Below are 16,593 nucleotides of genomic sequence, written 5' to 3'. Positions count from 1 at the left end.
TACGTTGTTATTGGAAAGTGGTATGGTTTGGATAAAAAATGTATTGGAAAATCAATTGATTTTAACTTTTTCAATCACGTTTTTAGCCTTGTTGATTAAATATGTTTTAGTCAAAATGTTACGTAAAAGAGCGGCATCTAAAGGAGAGGATCGTCGAGATCTAGTTAACAACGTTAAAAACTTTTTGAACTTTGTAATGATTGTTTTGATCCTCAGTATTTGGGTACACGAAATACAAAAGTTTGCCTTTTCGATTGCGGCCTTTTCAGTGGCGATTGTATTAGCTACCCGTGAATTCATTCAATGCCTTATTGGTTTCTTTTATTTGATGTCTACTCGTCCTTTTCGCATTGGCGATTGGATTGAAGTGGAGAACTTTGTCGGTGAAGTGTCGGCCACGGATTGGGTGAAAAGTACCTTATTAGAGGTTGACCTGAAAACCTACGAATACACAGGTAAAACCCTTTTTATTCCTAACAATAAATTGATTTCTAGTCCTATTAAAAACCTTAACTTTTTAAAACGTTATGCGACCCACAAATTTAAAATCATTCGTGACCAAAGTGTTAATCCTTACGTTTTTATTGATAAAATTATCGAAAATGCCATTCAATTAAGTTCTGATTTTTATGATGTGGCTACTCGTTACAATCATATGATTGAAAGACGTTTGGGTATCACCATAGCGGGACCTGATCCTAAGGTGAAAATAAACACTACAGATTTGGGCGATACTCAAGTTGAATTTACTATTTTTTGTCCTTCAGAACGTGCCATTGAATTAGAGCAGGCAATCACTCAAGATTTTCTACAACATTGGCATGCTGTGGCGCAAAAGAGCGATTCAGCTAGTTCGTTTAGCTAGTGATGTGAATAATATCAATATTTTGTCGAGGATTTGCAGGCATTTACTGTTATTAACTGTTGAAATCCGCTAAAATCCGCGTCCTTTAATTTTAATCCCTAGTCTTAATATTTATGTTTGAAATCAATCCAGTAAACAATGCCCTCGCTGATATTAGACAACGCGCCGAATCGCTTCGGGGGTATCTTTGACTACGATCAGAAAAAAGAACGTCTTGAAGAAGTTAATCGAGAGTTAGAAAGTCCGGACGTATGGAATGAACCTGAGCGAGCCCAAGCTCTAGGTAAAGAAAAAGTAGCCCTTGAATTGGTAGTTGAAACCATAGTGCAATTAGAAGCAGGCGCTGAGGACGTAGAAGGTTTAGTTGAACTGGCAGTAGAAGCCGAAGATCAAGAGACCTTTGATGAAGCCGAATCTGAATTGGCAGAATTAGTTAAAAAATTAGAAGTATTAGAATTCAGACGTATGTTCTCTGGACCAAACGATGCCAATGATGGATATCTTGATATTCAGTCTGGTTCAGGTGGTACAGAAGCCCAAGATTGGGCCAATATGTTATTACGTATGTATTTACGTTGGGGCGAAGCCCATGGTTTTAAAACTGAATTAATTGAAGTTTCGGATGGTGATGTCGCTGGAATAAAAAGTGCCACTATTCGTTTTAGTGGGGATTATGCTTTTGGTTGGATACGCACAGAAACAGGCGTACATAGATTAGTCAGAAAGTCGCCTTTTGATTCCGGTAGTAGACGACATACATCATTTGCTTCTGCCTTTGCTTATCCCGAGGTAGATGATGATATCGAAATTGATATTGATCCATCAGATTTACGGATTGATACTTACCGAGCGTCAGGTGCCGGTGGACAGCACGTTAACCGAACAGACTCAGCGGTACGTATCACTCATGAACCAACCAATATTGTAGTTCAGTGTCAAAATGACCGTTCGCAACATAAGAATAAAGCTCAGGCAATGAAGCAATTAAAAGCCAAACTTTATGAACATGAAATGCTGAAACAGAATGAAGAAAAACAAACTATGGAAGACGGTAAGTCAGACATAGGATGGGGCAGTCAAATACGTTCTTACGTATTGGATGATTCACGTATTAAAGATTTACGCACTGGGGTAGAAACCAGAAATACCCAAGCCGTATTAGATGGCGATTTAGACAAATTTATTCAAGCCAGTTTAAAATCTGGCTTGTAAGTATTTTTACTCATAATTAAACAAGATATTGCATAAAACCAGGAACACCAATGACAGATAATCAGCAAGACGAAAACAAATTGATTGCAGAGCGCAGAGCTAAGCTTTCTCAAATTAGAGAAAACTGTAAATCAAACGGTTTCCCTAATGACTTTCGCCGAGAATTTTATAGTGATGAGTTACAAAAGGAATTTGGTGAGCACGAAAAAGCTGATTTAGAATCACTAGGTAAGGTGGTGAGTATTGCTGGACGTATTTTGGCAAAACGTGGACCATTTTTATTGTTGCAAGACATGACTGGACGTATTCAGGCTTATGCTGCAAAAGACACACAAAAAGATATTAAAGCGCGTTACGGCAGTTTAGATATTGGTGACATCATAGGTGTAAAAGGTGAGTTACATAAATCAGGTAAAGGTGATTTATACGTTAATATGGCTGAATATCAGTTATTGACTAAGTCATTACGTCCATTACCTGAAAAATTCCATGGCTTATCTGATCAAGAAACCAAATATCGTCAACGATATGTTGACTTGATTACTAACCAAGATACTCGCGATACCTTTATGATCCGCAGTAAAGTGGTGAGTGGTATCCGTAATTTCTTGACTGAACGCAATTATATGGAAGTAGAAACACCTATGTTACAGGTGATCCCAGGTGGTGCAACAGCTAAACCTTTCACCACTCATCATAATGCCTTAGACATAGATATGTATTTACGTATCGCACCAGAGTTATACCTTAAACGTTTAGTAGTAGGTGGTTTTGAGCGAGTGTTCGAAATTAACCGTAACTTCAGAAACGAAGGTTTGTCTACTCGCCATAATCCTGAATTTACCATGTTAGAGTTTTATCAGTCTTACGCTGATTACCATGATTTAATGAACCTAACAGAAGAAATGTTACGTAAAGTGGCACAAGACGTTTTAGGCACCACTATTATCAAAAACACCACTAAAGATGCTGAAGGCAATGTTCTGAGTGAAGTGAATTATGATTTTGGTCAACCATTTGCACGTTTAACTATGAACGAAGCGGTAATCAAATATTGGCCTGAAGCGAATGTAGAAGCGATAAATGATCCTGAAAATCATTTAGCTGAACTTAAAGCTATGGCTAAACAATTACATATTAAAGAGCCTGAAGTGGATGGTATTTGGGGAGCAGGTAAATACCTGTGTGAGATTTTCGAAGCCACAGCTGAAGAAAAACTCGATCAACCTACCTTTATTACGGCTTATCCGTGGGAAGTTTCACCCTTAGCGCGTAGAAACGACGATAACAGTTTTGTTACTGATAGATTCGAGTTCTTTGTAGGTGGACGTGAGCTGGCTAATGGGTTCTCAGAGTTAAATGACGCTGAAGATCAAGCTGCTAGGTTCCGTAAACAGGTTGAAGAAAAGGATGCTGGCGACGATGAAGCTATGCATTTTGATGAAGATTATATTCGTGCCCTTGAGTACGGATTACCACCTACCGCTGGTGAAGGTATTGGTATTGATAGATTAGTTATGTTGTTTACCGACAGCCCAACTATTAAAGATGTGATCTTATTCCCACACATGAAACCAGAAACAACGGCTGAATAAGTATTATTTTTGGTTAAATATCAAAGGACGCGCCAGCGTCCTTTTTTGTAGGTCATAGAAAATTAAGATAAACTGATCCTCCTATTTTAGGCGAGTTAACTTGAGCTATGGCATTATCAAATACATTACTTGTAAGCGGATTGTTGAGCTTAATGGTGACCTTTTCTTTTTTATCATTTGATGTGCAAGGGGATACATTAAAACCTTTTCAAAGTGATGGTTGTAGTGCCTTTCCTGATGGCACGATACAGCATAAACAATTATGGCTTTCTTGTTGTCAAAAGCACGATTATGATTATTGGAAAGGAGGCACCTATCAACAACGAATGGATTCAGATAATAGATTACAAGCATGCGTAGCTGCAGTGGGCGAGCCAAAAATTGCTTTACTTATGCTCGCTGGGGTAAGGGTGGGTGGTACACCGTATCTTCCAACAAAATTTAGATGGGGTTATGGTTGGTCTTATCCGAGGTTTTATGGGCCATTAACTGCAGAAGAACAGAATCAAGTAGACAATAAAGTTATACCAATTCCAGTAAACAACTATACCAATTGAGATGAATTGGTATAAATACTCGAATTGTTCGTGCTAACATTTGGTCATTATTTTAAAAAGGAATACTGTCATGCAATATTTTGTTGGGGCCTACGCCACTTCTCCCAATGTTTCGACTTGGGATCCAGAATTAGAAACTTGTTATTATCAGCAGTTAAAAGTCATGCCTAATGTTAAAGGTTTAGAGCATCCTTTTACTGGGAAATTACATGCTAATGATGATGACTGGTTTTTGGCCAATATTGACACCACATGGCAGTTTTTATTCACTTGTGTACCAGGAAATATGGGGGCCTTGGCTAAAAATCCTCACTTTGGGATTGCCTCTGATGATGCCGCTGGTCGAGCAGAAGCCCTAGATTTTATGCGAAAAGCCTGTGCTGCAATAGCTAAGTTAAATGCGCATTTGGGTCGTCAAGCGGTACAAGCCGTCGAAATTCAAACCGCTCCTGATCGCAGTAAAGCATCAGGTTCTAAAGCTTCGTTGAAAAAGTCATTAGAGACTATGTTGCAGTGGGATTGGCAAGGGGCTCAGTTGGTGATTGAACATTGTGATACCTTGGTTGAAGGACAGGTTCCTGCTAAAGGCTTTTTAACCATTGAAGATGAAATTGCAGTGTTAACAGAGCTTAATGTCAATAACCCTACACCCGTCGGTATGGTGATGAATTGGGGGCGTTCTGTAATAGAAACTCGCAATACTCATGGGGCGATTGAACATGTTAAATTATTGAAAAAGCATAATTTATTGACAGGTGTTATGTTCTCTGGAGTATCAGACCAAGACACAGAATATGGACAGTGGTTAGATACACATATGCCACCGACACCGAATGCACAGCTTATGACAGGGGCAGAACATTCATTGATGACAGAACAACAGATGCTGAATACTTTGGCTGCTTGTGGTGACGAGAGTTTACCTATAGTGGGTATCAAATTAGGTATTCGTCCAAGAAGTATGCCGCTAGAAAAAAGAGTGGCGCATATCCGAGATTGTTTAGCAGCCTTAGAGCGTTATTCAAAATAACCTTGCAGTCACTAAAAAATTAGACTAACAGCAAGTAATATAACTATGTGCTGTTAGTCTCTAATTGTATTACCTGCCTGAGTAGGCTGTTATTTTCTTCTGCCCTCAAACCTAATTTTTCAGCGACTTTTATTACGTAACCATTAATGAATTCAATTTCTGTTCGTCGCTTGTGTTGAATATCTTGGTGCATGGATGAGAAATTATTAGCAGTTTTTTCGGCAACAGCCATTACTAACTCCACCAGTTCAGCGCTAGTTTCTGAGTATCCTATAGCTTGCATGATCAAGCTTATTTCACTACATATTTTTGTTATTTGTGCTGCGTATTGTGTTTGTAACAACTGGCCATTTTGTATTTGATGGATTGCAGTTAAGGGATTAATCACAGCATTGATGGTTAACTTTCTCCAAAGGGCGAGAGTTATGTCGGTATGCCAAGTTGTAGGTGGAAGAATATTTGATAATAGGTTTTCTACTTGTTGTTTAGTGCCCTTTGGGGCAGCAGTAATCCAACCTAAATGTGTCTCGCCTAAACCGGTTTCTTTGCTACTAAATTCAGAAGGTTTATATGCACCATAGCTAGTCGTGCCAGCAATACATGGGTTGTGCGGAAAGCGTTTTTGTACTTCTTCTATTGTGCCCATTCCATTATGTAATAATACTATGACCTGAGCTGGCTGTAATGAGTTTTGCAGTGAGTTGAGTGCGCCAGATACTTGATATACCTTAATAGGCAATATGACCAGATCAAATTTATTGGGTTGGTCAATCTGGGATATTTTGGGGGTGAACTTATGTTGTTGGCCGTCAAATCTCTCAACTTGCAAAGAGAGTGTTTGTTTATCTCTGAGTAAAAGTTGGTAATCATAGTTTAGCTTGTCGCATTGGCTGGCGATTAAGCTACCAATGGCACCTTTACCAACAATAGCGAGGTTTAATGGCTCTGCTTGCTTTATATTTTTCATGAGGCTTGTTAGGAATTAGGCCATAATTGTTGCCAAGGAGCGCTTAACTTTTGGCAGAATTCAAGGCATGCATGGCTTAAAAAGTGTTCACCAACACTAGGCAGACAAGTGAGCTCAATGCTCTGATCTTTATACTGAAATTTTATTCCGTATGCGTGTAAATAAGTGCGTTCGGCTGGCTCGCCGGTATAAAGTCTATCGCCTAAAATTGGACTAGATAAACTTTTTAACGCAACACGCAATTGGTGTGTTTTGCCCGTTAAGGGTTTAAGTAGAAATAAACGAATATTAGGTAATAAGCCAAAGCTAAAAAATTGTGTTTTGGCTACATTTTCTGACTTAGAGGTTAACATCCATTTGCCGTCTCGGACTTTGGTCATTCCACCTCTGATAGTGCCTTGTTTCTTCTTCGGTTTTTTTGTGGCTATGGCTAAGTAATATTTTTCTATTTTTTTATCTGCAAATAGGCTACCAAATACGGCTGCCGCTTGAGCATTTTTGGCTAAGATTAAAATGCCTGAAGTGACCTTATCTAATCTATGCACTAACCATAATTTTTTTAAGTTTAGCTGTTGGCAAACAATAGGTAAAATACCGGTTTGTGTTGCTTCATCTTGCACTGCTACATCCACAGGTTTATCGATGATGACAAAGTCTGGGTGGTCAAATACTATGTTAATTAACAAACAGAAAATTACCTTATTGAAGCATTAATAATGCGCTTTTATAGTTAAAGTCATCAATAAATTCTGCTAGCTTTTTACTGTCGTCTGCAGGTAAGTCTAGATCTGTTAAATATTGTGTTAACTTAGCGTCAGATAAGAACTCATTGCTATTTAATGCTGCAATTAATTGTTGTTTAGCAGATGTCACATGACTGTTAGCAGTATCTGTCTGGCTACTTTCTGGCTGACAATATTCTTTAGCAGAATTTATTGATGTTTTGAGCAGAGCTAATAATGGCTGTAGTTGAGCTTCATCCGTAGATGTGTCTATTAGTGGTTCTATTTTATAACATTCAGCAGCTAATGCTTTAAACCCTAAATTTCCTGCTACACCTTTTAGTGTGTGCACCTGTCGTTTGGTATCTGTAATACCATCCTTAAGTAAATTTGCTTTTAGTTCTAAAGCATAATTTTCATTCTGTTCTATGAACTTGTCTAAGATTTTATTCAGTAATGTTTGGTTGCCGCTAAACTGACTCAAGGCAAAATCTAGGTCAAATATAGGTAAGTTCTGTTCAGACAAAATATATGTTCCTTGTACATTAAAATATAATTGATATTAATGATTTGATTTTATCAGACAATATACTGTTTTGTTACGTGATATTAATAGGATAAAATTTGAATCAATGTTCAGTTACTTTATTGTAAAACAGCAGGTAAACTAGCGTTTGTAATTTTATACCTAAATTAACGTTCTGGTACAGAGTGAAGCTGTATGAGATATAGCTAAATTTTCAAATTTTTTCATCAGTAACCTATTAAATGTTACTCATCAATATTGGATAGTATTTTGCAAGAAAATAGAAATTCATTCACCGAGCGTTTACGCTTATTGCAAGAAAACAAGATCAGCCAGACGTTAACTGGTATTTGTCATGGCATAGAGAGAGAATCACTAAGAATTGATCCCAAAGGGGGACTGGCACAAACCCCACATCAAAAAAAATTAGGGGCAGCTTTAACACATGATTTTATCACCACAGATTTTTCAGAGTCGTTATTAGAATTTATTACTCCTCCTGAGACGTCTATTGATAAAACCATTGGGCAATTAACGGACGTACATAAATTTGTGATGGCAAATATAGATGATGAACGTCTTTGGCCCATGAGTATGCCTTGTTTTATAGAAAATCAAGATGCTATTCCCATTGCCAACTTTGGTTCGTCTAATGTAGGTAAAATGAAAAGTTTGTACCGTGTGGGATTAAAAAACCGCTATGGCAGTATGATGCAGGCTATTTCTGGGGTACATTTTAATTTTTCGTTACCCGACGAGTTTTGGCACTCATGGTTAGCCGAATTTGGTCAGCAGTCAGATAAAGAGTCTGTATCTTCAGCATATTTTGCTTTGATCAGAAACTATCGCCGTTTTTGTTGGTTGATACCTTATTTATACGGTTCATCGCCAGCTCTTTGTGGTTCTTTTATTAAAGGTAAAGAAACAAATTTACCTTTTAAAAAATTGGGTAAAGGTACTTACTATTTACCTTATGCTACGTCTTTACGAATGAGTGATTTAGGTTATACCAATAGTGCTCAATCAGGTTTGAATATTTGCTACAACCAAGTAGATAGTTATATCGAGTCGTTGCGCAAAGCGATTAACCAGCCTTCTACAAATTATGCCAAGTTTACCGCCAAAAAAGAGGGGGAATATCAACAATTAAATGGCAATATTTTACAGATCGAAAATGAACTGTATTCTCCCATACGTCCGAAACAACCTACTCAATCTTTAGAAAAACCTACAGATGCTTTAGCCGATAGAGGAGTCAGTTATATAGAAGTAAGAGCGCTGGATGTTAACCCATTCAATGCTGTGGGTATTGAGCGTAATCAGTTTTACTTTCTGGATGTATTTTTATTGTATTGTGTTGTGAAACCTAGTGCATTTTTTGAATCCGACTTATATCAAGAAACTGAATCGAATTTAAGCGCAGTGGTTGATCACGGCAGAGATCCTGAATTGAAGTTAAATCATGAAGGTAATGCCATTGCATTATCTGAATGGGCGCTAAATATTTTTGCCGAAATGTCGGAAATAGCGAAAGTCCTCGACCAAGTTAATCACTGTGCAGATTATTCGCAGGCGTTAGCAGTTGAAAAAGCTAAAATACTGGATCCAAATCTCACACCTTCAGCTAAAATTTTAGAAATATTATTAGCCAATAACATGGATAACGGTCAGTTTGGTTTGCAGCTTGCGGATAAATATAAACAACAGTTATTAGATGCTGATTATGCTTATATGGATGAGCAGGAATTGATTGCGCATGCCAGGCAATCGTTACAAAAACAGTTATTAATTGAACAGCAAGATACACAATCTTTTGATGAGTTCTTACAAAGTTATTTTTCTAAAAGTTAGACAAAAAAAAGCCTGACAAACTGTCAGGCTTAAAATTACAACTAGGAAAACACACACAATAACTAGAACACACTACTTATGAGTGAGGAATTTTGAGAAAGTTCAAAATAATAAACACTTTTTTTAAAAAATATTTTCTACTGCTATCTGTGCCATTTATCTTTACTAGTTGTGTCACCACTCCGCCTAAAAATATCGATAATATTTGTGATATTTTTTATGATAAAAGTGACTGGTTTGACAGTGCTTCAGATATGAAAGAAAAGTGGGGCGTACCTATTCATGTGCCTATGGCTATGATGTATCAAGAAAGTTCATTTAAAGCCACTGCTAGGCCGGGTAAAAAATATGTGTTTTTTGGTTTGATCCCTTGGGGCAGATTAAGTACTGCATATGGTTATTCACAAGCAAAAACTCCCACTTGGGAAGATTATATGCGAGAAACCAATAATAGCTGGGCAAGTCGTACTGATTTTCATGATGCTATGGATTTTATGGGTTGGTTCATTAGTAAAACGCATAAAATGAACGGTATTTCTAAATGGGATGCACAATTACAGTATTTAAATTATCACGAAGGGTGGGGAGGTTACCGTAGAGGTAGTCAACATAAGAAGCAGTGGCTCAAGAATGTTGCAGTTAAAGTGAAATCTCGTTCATTACGTTATGCTCAGCAATTAAAAACCTGTGAAGAAGATTTATCTAAAGGCTGGTTTTGGGGATTGTTTAGTTAGGACTGTTAAGACATTTTTCATTATTTAATGATGGCTAAATGTGAGTTTGTTCTATCAATACTAATAAAGCACTTTGTCCGCCCCATTCTTTGGGGGCTTGGTGAAAGCCTAAAACACTAGGATGTTGGATAAGCCAATTGGGGATCGAACGTTTAAGCGCATAAGTGCCTTTGCCATGCATAATAGAGACACAATAAACATGGTGTTTTTGTGCCGCTTGTATTAAAGCCGCAATTTCTAATTTTGCGTCATCTTTTTTATAGCCATGTAAATCGAGAATAAGATCTGGGGGATAATCGCCACGTCTTAGTCGTTTAACCTCGTGACTGGCAGCATTTTCTCTTACATATTTTAGTGGTACATCAATTTCAAAATGTCCTTCAAATCCATCTGAAAATTGAAATGCGGCATTGGCTTGTTTAATATCTGACAATTCATTGATTTTTTTTAGGTTACGACTGTAATTCTGCTTGCTGGAAAAGCGTTGAGGCGGTATTTTGTCCTGCTTTAAAGGCGCTACATCTTTAAACTCATTTTGGAAAAGATCGAGTTCGTCTTCGATTTTAGAGTTCGAATCTGAAAAGAGCTTGCGTTTTATCAGTGTTTTATCAATATTCATTGCAAATTATCATAACAAATTTGCAGCGGTAGAACACGAAATGCAAACTACTAATTTTATTAAATTACGAGATAATATGACTATTACAATAGATAACGAACAACTAGTAGGCGATTTACACACTATGCTTGATATGGTGAGGTGGTCGGTCAGTTGTTTTAATCAAGCCGGTTTATTTTATGGTCATGGGACAGACAATCCATGGGATGAAGCGGTAAGTCTCGTTTTACAACTATTACACTTACCTCAAGACCTACCAGAACAAACTGGTGATCAGTTATTTCATAGTCGATTAACCTACGCGGAAAAGTTAAATATTGCGGAATTAGTTAACCGCAGAGTACAAGAACGTATCCCTGTGCCATATTTAACTAATCAAGCATGGTTTTGTGGGTTACCCTTTTATGTCGATGAAAGAGTATTGATCCCTCGTTCTCCCTTTGCAGAACTTATCCAAGATCACTTTGCTGCTTGGCTTGGTGATGAAGAGCCAGAACAAATATTAGATTTATGTACTGGTGGTGGCTGTATTGCCATTGCCTTGGCTTATGCATTTGAAAATGCTCAGGTTGACGCGGTTGATATCAGTACTGATGCTTTAGAAGTGGCAGATTTAAATATTACTGAACATGGTTTAAATCATAGAGTGTTGCCTATTCAATCTGATCTAATGAATGCTTTACAGGGCCAACAATATGATTTAATAGTCAGTAATCCTCCATATGTAGATGCTGAAGATATGGATGATTTACCAGAAGAGTTCCACCACGAACCAGAATTAGCGTTAGCTGCAGGTCAAGATGGCTTAGATTTAGTGGATAATATTTTACGTCAGGCTCCTAGTCATTTAACTGAAAATGGTTGGTTATTTGTGGAAGTAGGCAATAGTGAAGTGCATATGCATAGTCGTTATCCTGACTTACCCATTCAGTGGGTATCATTTGAAAAAGGTGGCCATGGTGTCTTTGCTATAAGCAAGAACGAATTAGTTGAGTACTGGCGCGCAGTTGATCATTAAAATAGACAAATTAAATAACATTTACTCATTCAATTTTTATAAGTAGCACAAAACAGGACTTAAATATTATGGCTGGTAACACCTTTGGAAAATTATTCACCGTCACCACCTTCGGCGAAAGTCATGGGATTGCTATTGGCGGTATTATCGATGGCTGCCCTCCAGGTTTGGAAATCTCTGAAAGTGACCTGCAAGTTGATTTAGATCGCAGAAAACCTGGTACTTCTAGATATACCACTGCTAGAAGGGAAGAAGACGAAGTGAAAATTTTGTCTGGTGTGTTTGAAGGCAAAACAACAGGTACTAGCATTGGTTTATTAATTAATAATAATGACCAACGTAGTAACGACTATTCAAAGATTAAAGATACATTTAGACCAGGCCATGCCGATTATACTTATCAGCAAAAATATGGCCTACGTGACTATCGAGGTGGTGGACGCTCATCAGCTCGGGAAACTGCAATTCGTGTTGCGGCTGGTGGTGTGGCTAAAAAATACTTAAAGCAACATCATGGTATTGAAATTTTGGGTTATTTGTCGCAACTAGGGCCGATAAAAATTGAAAATGTTGATCATAAAATTACTAATACCAATGCGTTTTTCTGCCCAGATGAAACTAAGTTAGAAGAACTTGACGCTTATATGCGCGAGCTTAAAAAGCTGGGGGATTCTATTGGTGCTAAAGTATCTGTGGTAGCAACAAATATGCCTGTTGGTTTAGGTGAGCCTATTTTTGACAGATTAGATGCAGATTTAGCCCACGCGATGATGGGCATTAATGCTGTCAAAGGTGTGGAAGTGGGGGATGGCTTTGCTACAGTCGAACAAAAAGGTAGTGAACACAGAGATGTGATGACTCCCGATGGTTTTAAATCAAATCGATCTGGAGGGGTTTTGGGTGGGATCTCAAGTGGTCAAGATTTAGTGGTACATATGGCCCTTAAACCGACCTCAAGTATCAGTGTGCCGGGTGAAACCATAGACATTAATGGTCATAGTGCTGAAGTGATTACTAAAGGACGACATGATCCTTGTGTGGGTATCCGTGCTGTGCCAATTGCAGAAGCAATGATGGCGTTAGTGGTAATGGATCATTTACTGCGCAATAGAGCGCAAAATGCAGATGTACAACGTACTACTCCAGTCATACCAGGGCAGGCTTAACAGCCTGTCTGTTTTTAATAAGAACTTGTTTTGCCAAAATCTGCTTTTTCTGCCTCAAATTTAATTTTACTCGCATTTACTTATCTCTTTTATTACGGACAGATTGGCGTATTAATCCCTTATTTAGGGGTCTTCCTTGATGGCAGAGGTTTTAGCTCTAGTGATATCGGAGAGCTGTTTGCGCTCATTACAATCGCAAGGATCGCAGGGCCTAACCTGTGGGCTTTCATCGCTGATAAATCTGGTAAACCCCTTAAATGGTTGCAAATTGGTGCGTTTTTAACTTTTAGCACATTTTGTTTGGCATTTGTGGTGAATGGGTTTTGGGCGTTAACGATTAGTTTTGCCATTATGATGATGTTTTGGACTGCGATTTTGCCGCAAATGGAAGTGTTGACCCTAAATTGCGTTAATTCGCATGCAGGCCGTTATAGTAAAATCAGATTGTGGGGCAGTATTGGTTATATTGTATTTACCATTTTTACAGGAAAAATGGTGGATATGTATTCTTCAGAGTCGCCCATTATTATTGGCGCGTTTGTATTATTAACCCTCTGGTTAGTGACATTATTTTTAAAAGAGCCAGTAAAAGAGGTAGTCACAAACCAAACTTCAGCTTCGATCTGGAGCAAAATACATAATCCTATCTTTTACGGATTTCTATTTTCGGCCATATTTTTACAAATTAGCTTTGGACCTTATTATGGTTTCTTCGCCCTATATACAAGAGATTTAGGTTACAGCGGACAAATGACCGGGGCACTAATTGCCTTAGGTGTGGCAGCTGAAGTGATTATATTTTTACAAGCCGGAAAATTGATTGAAAAAATTGGCGTGAAATGGATTTTAGTTATAAGTATGTTGTTGACCGCTCTGCGCTGGTATCTATTAGCTGTGATGGCAGAACATGTTGTGATGTTAGTATTAAGCCAAATGTTGCATGCCTTTAGTTTTGGTATGGCTCATTCTGCCTCTATCTTTTTTATAAATAGATATTTTGGAAAAACACATCAAGGTCAAGGGCAAGCGTTTTACACCAGTATCGCTTTTGGTATTGGTGGCGCAGCTGGAAATTACGGGGCTGGTTGGTTTTGGCATCAAGGGCAGGGGGCTGAATTTGCTTTTTCTCTGGCGGCATTATTTGCTTTGATTTCAGCAACAACTCTGTTATTTATTCCTGCTAAACGTATGTAATGTAAAATTGCTAAAATTGTTTTGCAAAATAGTGTGAATATCCAGCGACTGTAACTTTGTCGAAAGCTATCTTTTTTTCAATTTTGTGACAATTATGTGACTAACTTATTGAAACAAAAAGCCTTGTTAGACCACTTTATTGATAATAGTTGTTGACCTTAGTCACGCGCAAGTTATACTAAACGCGCTTGAAAGTAAGTTTGATATTTATGTACATTGTTTCGACGTTCCATTGCAGTACCCGGTCTCGTAGCTCATAAGTAATTGCAACACACTTCAGCACAACTAACGTCTCTTAGGAGACACAATTACTCTTGAAAAATATAGGAAATACTATGTCTACAACTACTGGTACAGTAAAATGGTTTAACGAATCTAAAGGTTTCGGTTTCATTCAACAAGAAAATGGACCTGACGTTTTTGCTCATTTCCGTGCTATCACAGGTACTGGCTTTAAAACTTTGGCTGAAGGTCAAAAAGTTGAGTTCACTGTAACTCAAGGCCAAAAAGGTCCTCAAGCAGAGAACATTGTAGTACTTTAATTCTTAGTAATTAAATTATTACCAAAAAGAGCAAACCTTAGGGTTTGCTTTTTTTATGCCTATAAGAAAATGAAACTGTGTCCTGGGCAATCAAATAATTTAGTTTTTTATTAGCCATACCAAAACTTATTCCGTTAACTCCCCACGTACATTCTTGATTAATAAACGCTTTATTTCACTAAACGCTAAATCTTTGCTGAGTAGGTAATGCAATTTAGCTAGCGCCGCTTCGGGTGTCATATCTGTACCTGATACTACACCAGCTTGTTTAAGAATATTACCGTTGGCATAACCAGACATGTTAACTTTTCCTCGCACACATTGAGTACAATTTAACACGATAATTTGTTGCTCATTCGCTAAGTTGAGTTGTCTTAATAAGTCTTCATTGTGTGGCGCATTACCTACACCAAAACTTAACAAAATTAAGGCTTTTACTGGTTGTTTTAAGGTGTTTTCAATCACAGCCGCACTGATACCCGGATAGAGCGTAATAATACCTATGGGTTGTGATTGTATATGACTTACTTTAAGTTGTTTTGTGTTGTCGACTCCTATCAATTTTTTGTCTATCTTAATTTCAATATCAATTCCTGCTTCTAATAAAGAGGGAAAATTAGGAGACCCAAAAGCATTAAAACCATCTGCGTCCAATTTTCGGCTACGGTTACCTCTAAATAATTGATTATTGAAAAACAAAGTCACTTCGGCAATGGGATAATTGGCGGCAATATATAAAGCGTTAAGGAGATTTATTTGCCCATCTGAGCGCAGTTGTGTAAGAGGGATCTGTGAGCCCGTGACAATCACAGGTTTACCTAAATCTTCTAGCATAAAAGATAAAGCTGACGCTGTGTATGCCATTGTATCTGTGCCATGCAATATGATGAAACCGTCATAATCTTGGTAGCGCTGTAATATATCATCTGCAATTTGTTGCCAGTCTGTGGGGCTCATATCAGAAGAATCAATTAGCGAGTCATATTCATGGATGGTAAATTTTGGCATTTCAGCACGATAAAATTCAGGCATATTAGCCACAGTGTGAGATAAAAAACCCGCAGTTGGAATAAAGCCGTTATCAGAAGGGCACATACCTATAGTGCCACCTGTGTATGCCACATAAATGTGTTTTTTCATAAGACCCCTTATTGTGATTCAGTATGAGTGATTATCTTCGAATGATTGAGGGTAAATGGTTTTAGCTGCAGCGTTTTCATATCGTTTAAGTAACTCAGTAAAAATTTTAGCATCGACTAAAGAGTCTAAAGAAGTGAATAACTCTGAGATGTTCTTATCTTTAGTCCGGCAACACTCTTGGTAAATACCAATTAATGAGGTGAGGGATATACCTTTTTCAGTCTGTAATTGTCTATCCGCTAAAACAAAAAAATAAGCACTGCCCCAATACGCAGCTGGATATTGTTTGTTATCCATTAATCTTCGAGCGATAGCCGCTGCAGTGTAGTCGCTATTAAACCAACGTAGGTGAGGGGATATTTTCGTTTGATAGCGTTCGTCTAATTTGCCTTCTAACACGTCGATTTTATCCATGATTTGATATTGCATATAACTTGCAAAACCTTCAGAAAGCCAGCGGTACTGGGGACCTAAATAAGGGATCGCTAAGTGGGCAATCTCATGGTAGAGGGTCCAATCGTTAACAAATTTATCCAGCGGAAACCGACTATCTACATATAAATGTACACTTTCATGTTCATCGCGTCTGGTATGGGCCCAAGGCACAGCTTGGTTGGATTTTTCTGGGTATAGGTATAACTCGAGTGTTTGAGGATATATACCCAGAGTGGCTCGCGTCGCATTAACACCATTGGTGACCCATTGTTTTAATATCGTTTTTTCACCTTGCTTAAAACTAGATAAGCCATGTAACTTAAATTGGTTGTTTGTTATTTTCTCTGAGGCATTGGCTGACCCAATGACAAATGCCAATGTGTAGCCCAATATCCAGATAAGTCTCACTTTAACCCCGGC

The 16,593-nt window shown here is 37.9% G+C and carries 17 protein-coding genes; 11 read left to right on the top strand and 6 right to left on the bottom strand.

The window, feature by feature from the left end:
• Positions 1-22 precede the first annotated feature (22 nt).
• The 5 genes from GQR87_RS12295 to GQR87_RS12275 all read left to right on the top strand — a co-directional run bounded on the left by GQR87_RS12295 (position 23) and on the right by GQR87_RS12275 (position 5,259).
• Positions 23-865: a mechanosensitive ion channel family protein gene (locus GQR87_RS12295; protein ID WP_158969698.1), complete on the top strand. Its 843-nt coding sequence runs from the start codon at positions 23-25 to the stop codon at positions 863-865.
• Positions 866-978: 113 nt separating this feature from the next.
• Positions 979-2,077, top strand: a protein-coding gene (gene prfB, locus GQR87_RS12290; RefSeq protein WP_158969696.1) for a peptide chain release factor 2 whose coding sequence is annotated in 2 segments (ribosomal slippage) — positions 979-1,053 and positions 1,055-2,077 — 1,098 coding nt in all. Because the reading frame shifts where the segments join, the coding sequence is not laid out codon by codon here.
• Between the two features lie 50 nt (positions 2,078-2,127).
• Positions 2,128-3,672: a lysine--tRNA ligase gene (gene lysS / locus GQR87_RS12285; protein WP_158969693.1), complete on the top strand. Its 1,545-nt coding sequence runs from the start codon at positions 2,128-2,130 to the stop codon at positions 3,670-3,672.
• 107 nt (positions 3,673-3,779) lie between these two features.
• Positions 3,780-4,229, top strand: coding sequence for a hypothetical protein (locus GQR87_RS12280; RefSeq protein ID WP_370459605.1), 450 nt, complete (start codon positions 3,780-3,782; stop codon positions 4,227-4,229).
• A gap of 70 nt (positions 4,230-4,299) precedes the next feature.
• The gene (locus GQR87_RS12275; RefSeq protein ID WP_158969691.1) at positions 4,300-5,259 is read left to right on the top strand and encodes a DUF4862 family protein; all 960 of its coding nucleotides are present in this window, start codon (positions 4,300-4,302) and stop codon (positions 5,257-5,259) included.
• Positions 5,260-5,302: 43 nt separating this feature from the next.
• Here the strand turns inward: GQR87_RS12275 and GQR87_RS12270 are convergent, their stop codons facing one another.
• The 3 genes from GQR87_RS12270 to GQR87_RS12260 are packed head-to-tail and all read right to left on the bottom strand — an operon-like array spanning position 5,303 to position 7,474.
• Complete coding sequence (locus GQR87_RS12270) at positions 5,303-6,226, bottom strand: ketopantoate reductase family protein (protein ID WP_158969689.1); 924 nt, start codon at positions 6,224-6,226, stop codon at positions 5,303-5,305.
• Positions 6,227-6,234: 8 nt separating this feature from the next.
• Positions 6,235-6,912, bottom strand: coding sequence for a TIGR01621 family pseudouridine synthase (locus GQR87_RS12265; protein WP_158969687.1), 678 nt, complete (start codon positions 6,910-6,912; stop codon positions 6,235-6,237).
• A gap of 13 nt (positions 6,913-6,925) precedes the next feature.
• A complete protein-coding gene (locus tag GQR87_RS12260) occupies positions 6,926-7,474 on the bottom strand; it encodes an Hpt domain-containing protein (RefSeq protein WP_158969685.1) in 549 nt (182 codons plus the stop codon).
• Positions 7,475-7,744: 270 nt separating this feature from the next.
• Between GQR87_RS12260 and gshA the strand changes: the two genes are divergently transcribed.
• Positions 7,745-9,325: a glutamate--cysteine ligase gene (gene gshA / locus GQR87_RS12255; RefSeq protein ID WP_158969683.1), complete on the top strand. Its 1,581-nt coding sequence runs from the start codon at positions 7,745-7,747 to the stop codon at positions 9,323-9,325.
• Positions 9,326-9,435: 110 nt separating this feature from the next.
• The gene (locus tag GQR87_RS12250) at positions 9,436-10,059 is read left to right on the top strand and encodes a hypothetical protein (protein ID WP_370459636.1); all 624 of its coding nucleotides are present in this window, start codon (positions 9,436-9,438) and stop codon (positions 10,057-10,059) included.
• Between the two features lie 34 nt (positions 10,060-10,093).
• Here GQR87_RS12250 and smrB read toward each other — a convergent pair whose 3' ends face one another.
• The gene (gene smrB, locus GQR87_RS12245; RefSeq protein ID WP_158969679.1) at positions 10,094-10,678 is read right to left on the bottom strand and encodes an endonuclease SmrB; all 585 of its coding nucleotides are present in this window, start codon (positions 10,676-10,678) and stop codon (positions 10,094-10,096) included.
• Positions 10,679-10,718: 40 nt separating this feature from the next.
• On the opposite strand from smrB, the gene prmB reads away from it, so the two are divergent.
• From prmB to GQR87_RS12225, 4 genes are all read left to right on the top strand, one after another.
• Positions 10,719-11,696 carry a 50S ribosomal protein L3 N(5)-glutamine methyltransferase gene (gene prmB, locus GQR87_RS12240; protein ID WP_370459604.1) on the top strand — a complete coding sequence of 326 codons (978 nt, stop codon included), beginning with the start codon at positions 10,719-10,721 and terminating at the stop codon, positions 11,694-11,696.
• Between the two features lie 68 nt (positions 11,697-11,764).
• A complete protein-coding gene (gene aroC / locus GQR87_RS12235) occupies positions 11,765-12,862 on the top strand; it encodes a chorismate synthase (protein WP_158969677.1) in 1,098 nt (365 codons plus the stop codon).
• A 30-nt stretch (positions 12,863-12,892) separates the two neighbouring features.
• On the top strand, positions 12,893-14,056 hold the full coding sequence (locus GQR87_RS12230; RefSeq protein ID WP_199271614.1) for an MFS transporter: 1,164 nt from the start codon (positions 12,893-12,895) through the stop codon (positions 14,054-14,056).
• A 335-nt stretch (positions 14,057-14,391) separates the two neighbouring features.
• Positions 14,392-14,598, top strand: a complete 207-nt coding sequence (locus GQR87_RS12225) for a cold-shock protein (protein WP_006994582.1) — start codon at positions 14,392-14,394, stop codon at positions 14,596-14,598.
• Between the two features lie 126 nt (positions 14,599-14,724).
• On the opposite strand, the gene ansA is transcribed toward GQR87_RS12225, so the two are convergent.
• Together ansA and GQR87_RS22380 are read right to left on the bottom strand one after the other, a co-directional pair.
• Entirely contained in the window at positions 14,725-15,738 is a 1,014-nt protein-coding gene (gene ansA / locus GQR87_RS12220) for an asparaginase (protein WP_158969675.1), read from the bottom strand.
• Between the two features lie 18 nt (positions 15,739-15,756).
• The gene (locus GQR87_RS22380; protein WP_233267256.1) at positions 15,757-16,581 is read right to left on the bottom strand and encodes a hypothetical protein; all 825 of its coding nucleotides are present in this window, start codon (positions 16,579-16,581) and stop codon (positions 15,757-15,759) included.
• Positions 16,582-16,593 lie beyond the last annotated feature (12 nt).

This window comes from Paraglaciecola sp. L3A3 (assembly GCF_009796765.1).
Taxonomy (GTDB): domain Bacteria; phylum Pseudomonadota; class Gammaproteobacteria; order Enterobacterales; family Alteromonadaceae; genus Paraglaciecola.
This window is presented reverse-complemented; position numbering and strand designations above follow the sequence as displayed.

Excerpts from the sequence above, each read along its gene's own strand:
- GQR87_RS12295 (WP_158969698.1), top strand. The coding sequence starts at position 23 with ATGGTTTGGATAAAAAATGTATTGGAAAATCAATTGATTTTAACTTTT.
- lysS (WP_158969693.1), top strand. The coding sequence starts at position 2,128 with ATGACAGATAATCAGCAAGACGAAAACAAATTGATTGCAGAGCGCAGA.
- GQR87_RS12280 (WP_370459605.1), top strand. The coding sequence starts at position 3,780 with ATGGCATTATCAAATACATTACTTGTAAGCGGATTGTTGAGCTTAATG.
- GQR87_RS12275 (WP_158969691.1), top strand. The coding sequence starts at position 4,300 with ATGCAATATTTTGTTGGGGCCTACGCCACTTCTCCCAATGTTTCGACT.
- GQR87_RS12270 (WP_158969689.1), bottom strand. The coding sequence starts at position 6,226 with ATGAAAAATATAAAGCAAGCAGAGCCATTAAACCTCGCTATTGTTGGT.
- smrB (WP_158969679.1), bottom strand. The coding sequence starts at position 10,678 with ATGAATATTGATAAAACACTGATAAAACGCAAGCTCTTTTCAGATTCG.
- prmB (WP_370459604.1), top strand. The coding sequence starts at position 10,719 with ATGCAAACTACTAATTTTATTAAATTACGAGATAATATGACTATTACA.
- aroC (WP_158969677.1), top strand. The coding sequence starts at position 11,765 with ATGGCTGGTAACACCTTTGGAAAATTATTCACCGTCACCACCTTCGGC.
- GQR87_RS12225 (WP_006994582.1), top strand. The coding sequence starts at position 14,392 with ATGTCTACAACTACTGGTACAGTAAAATGGTTTAACGAATCTAAAGGT.
- ansA (WP_158969675.1), bottom strand. The coding sequence starts at position 15,738 with ATGAAAAAACACATTTATGTGGCATACACAGGTGGCACTATAGGTATG.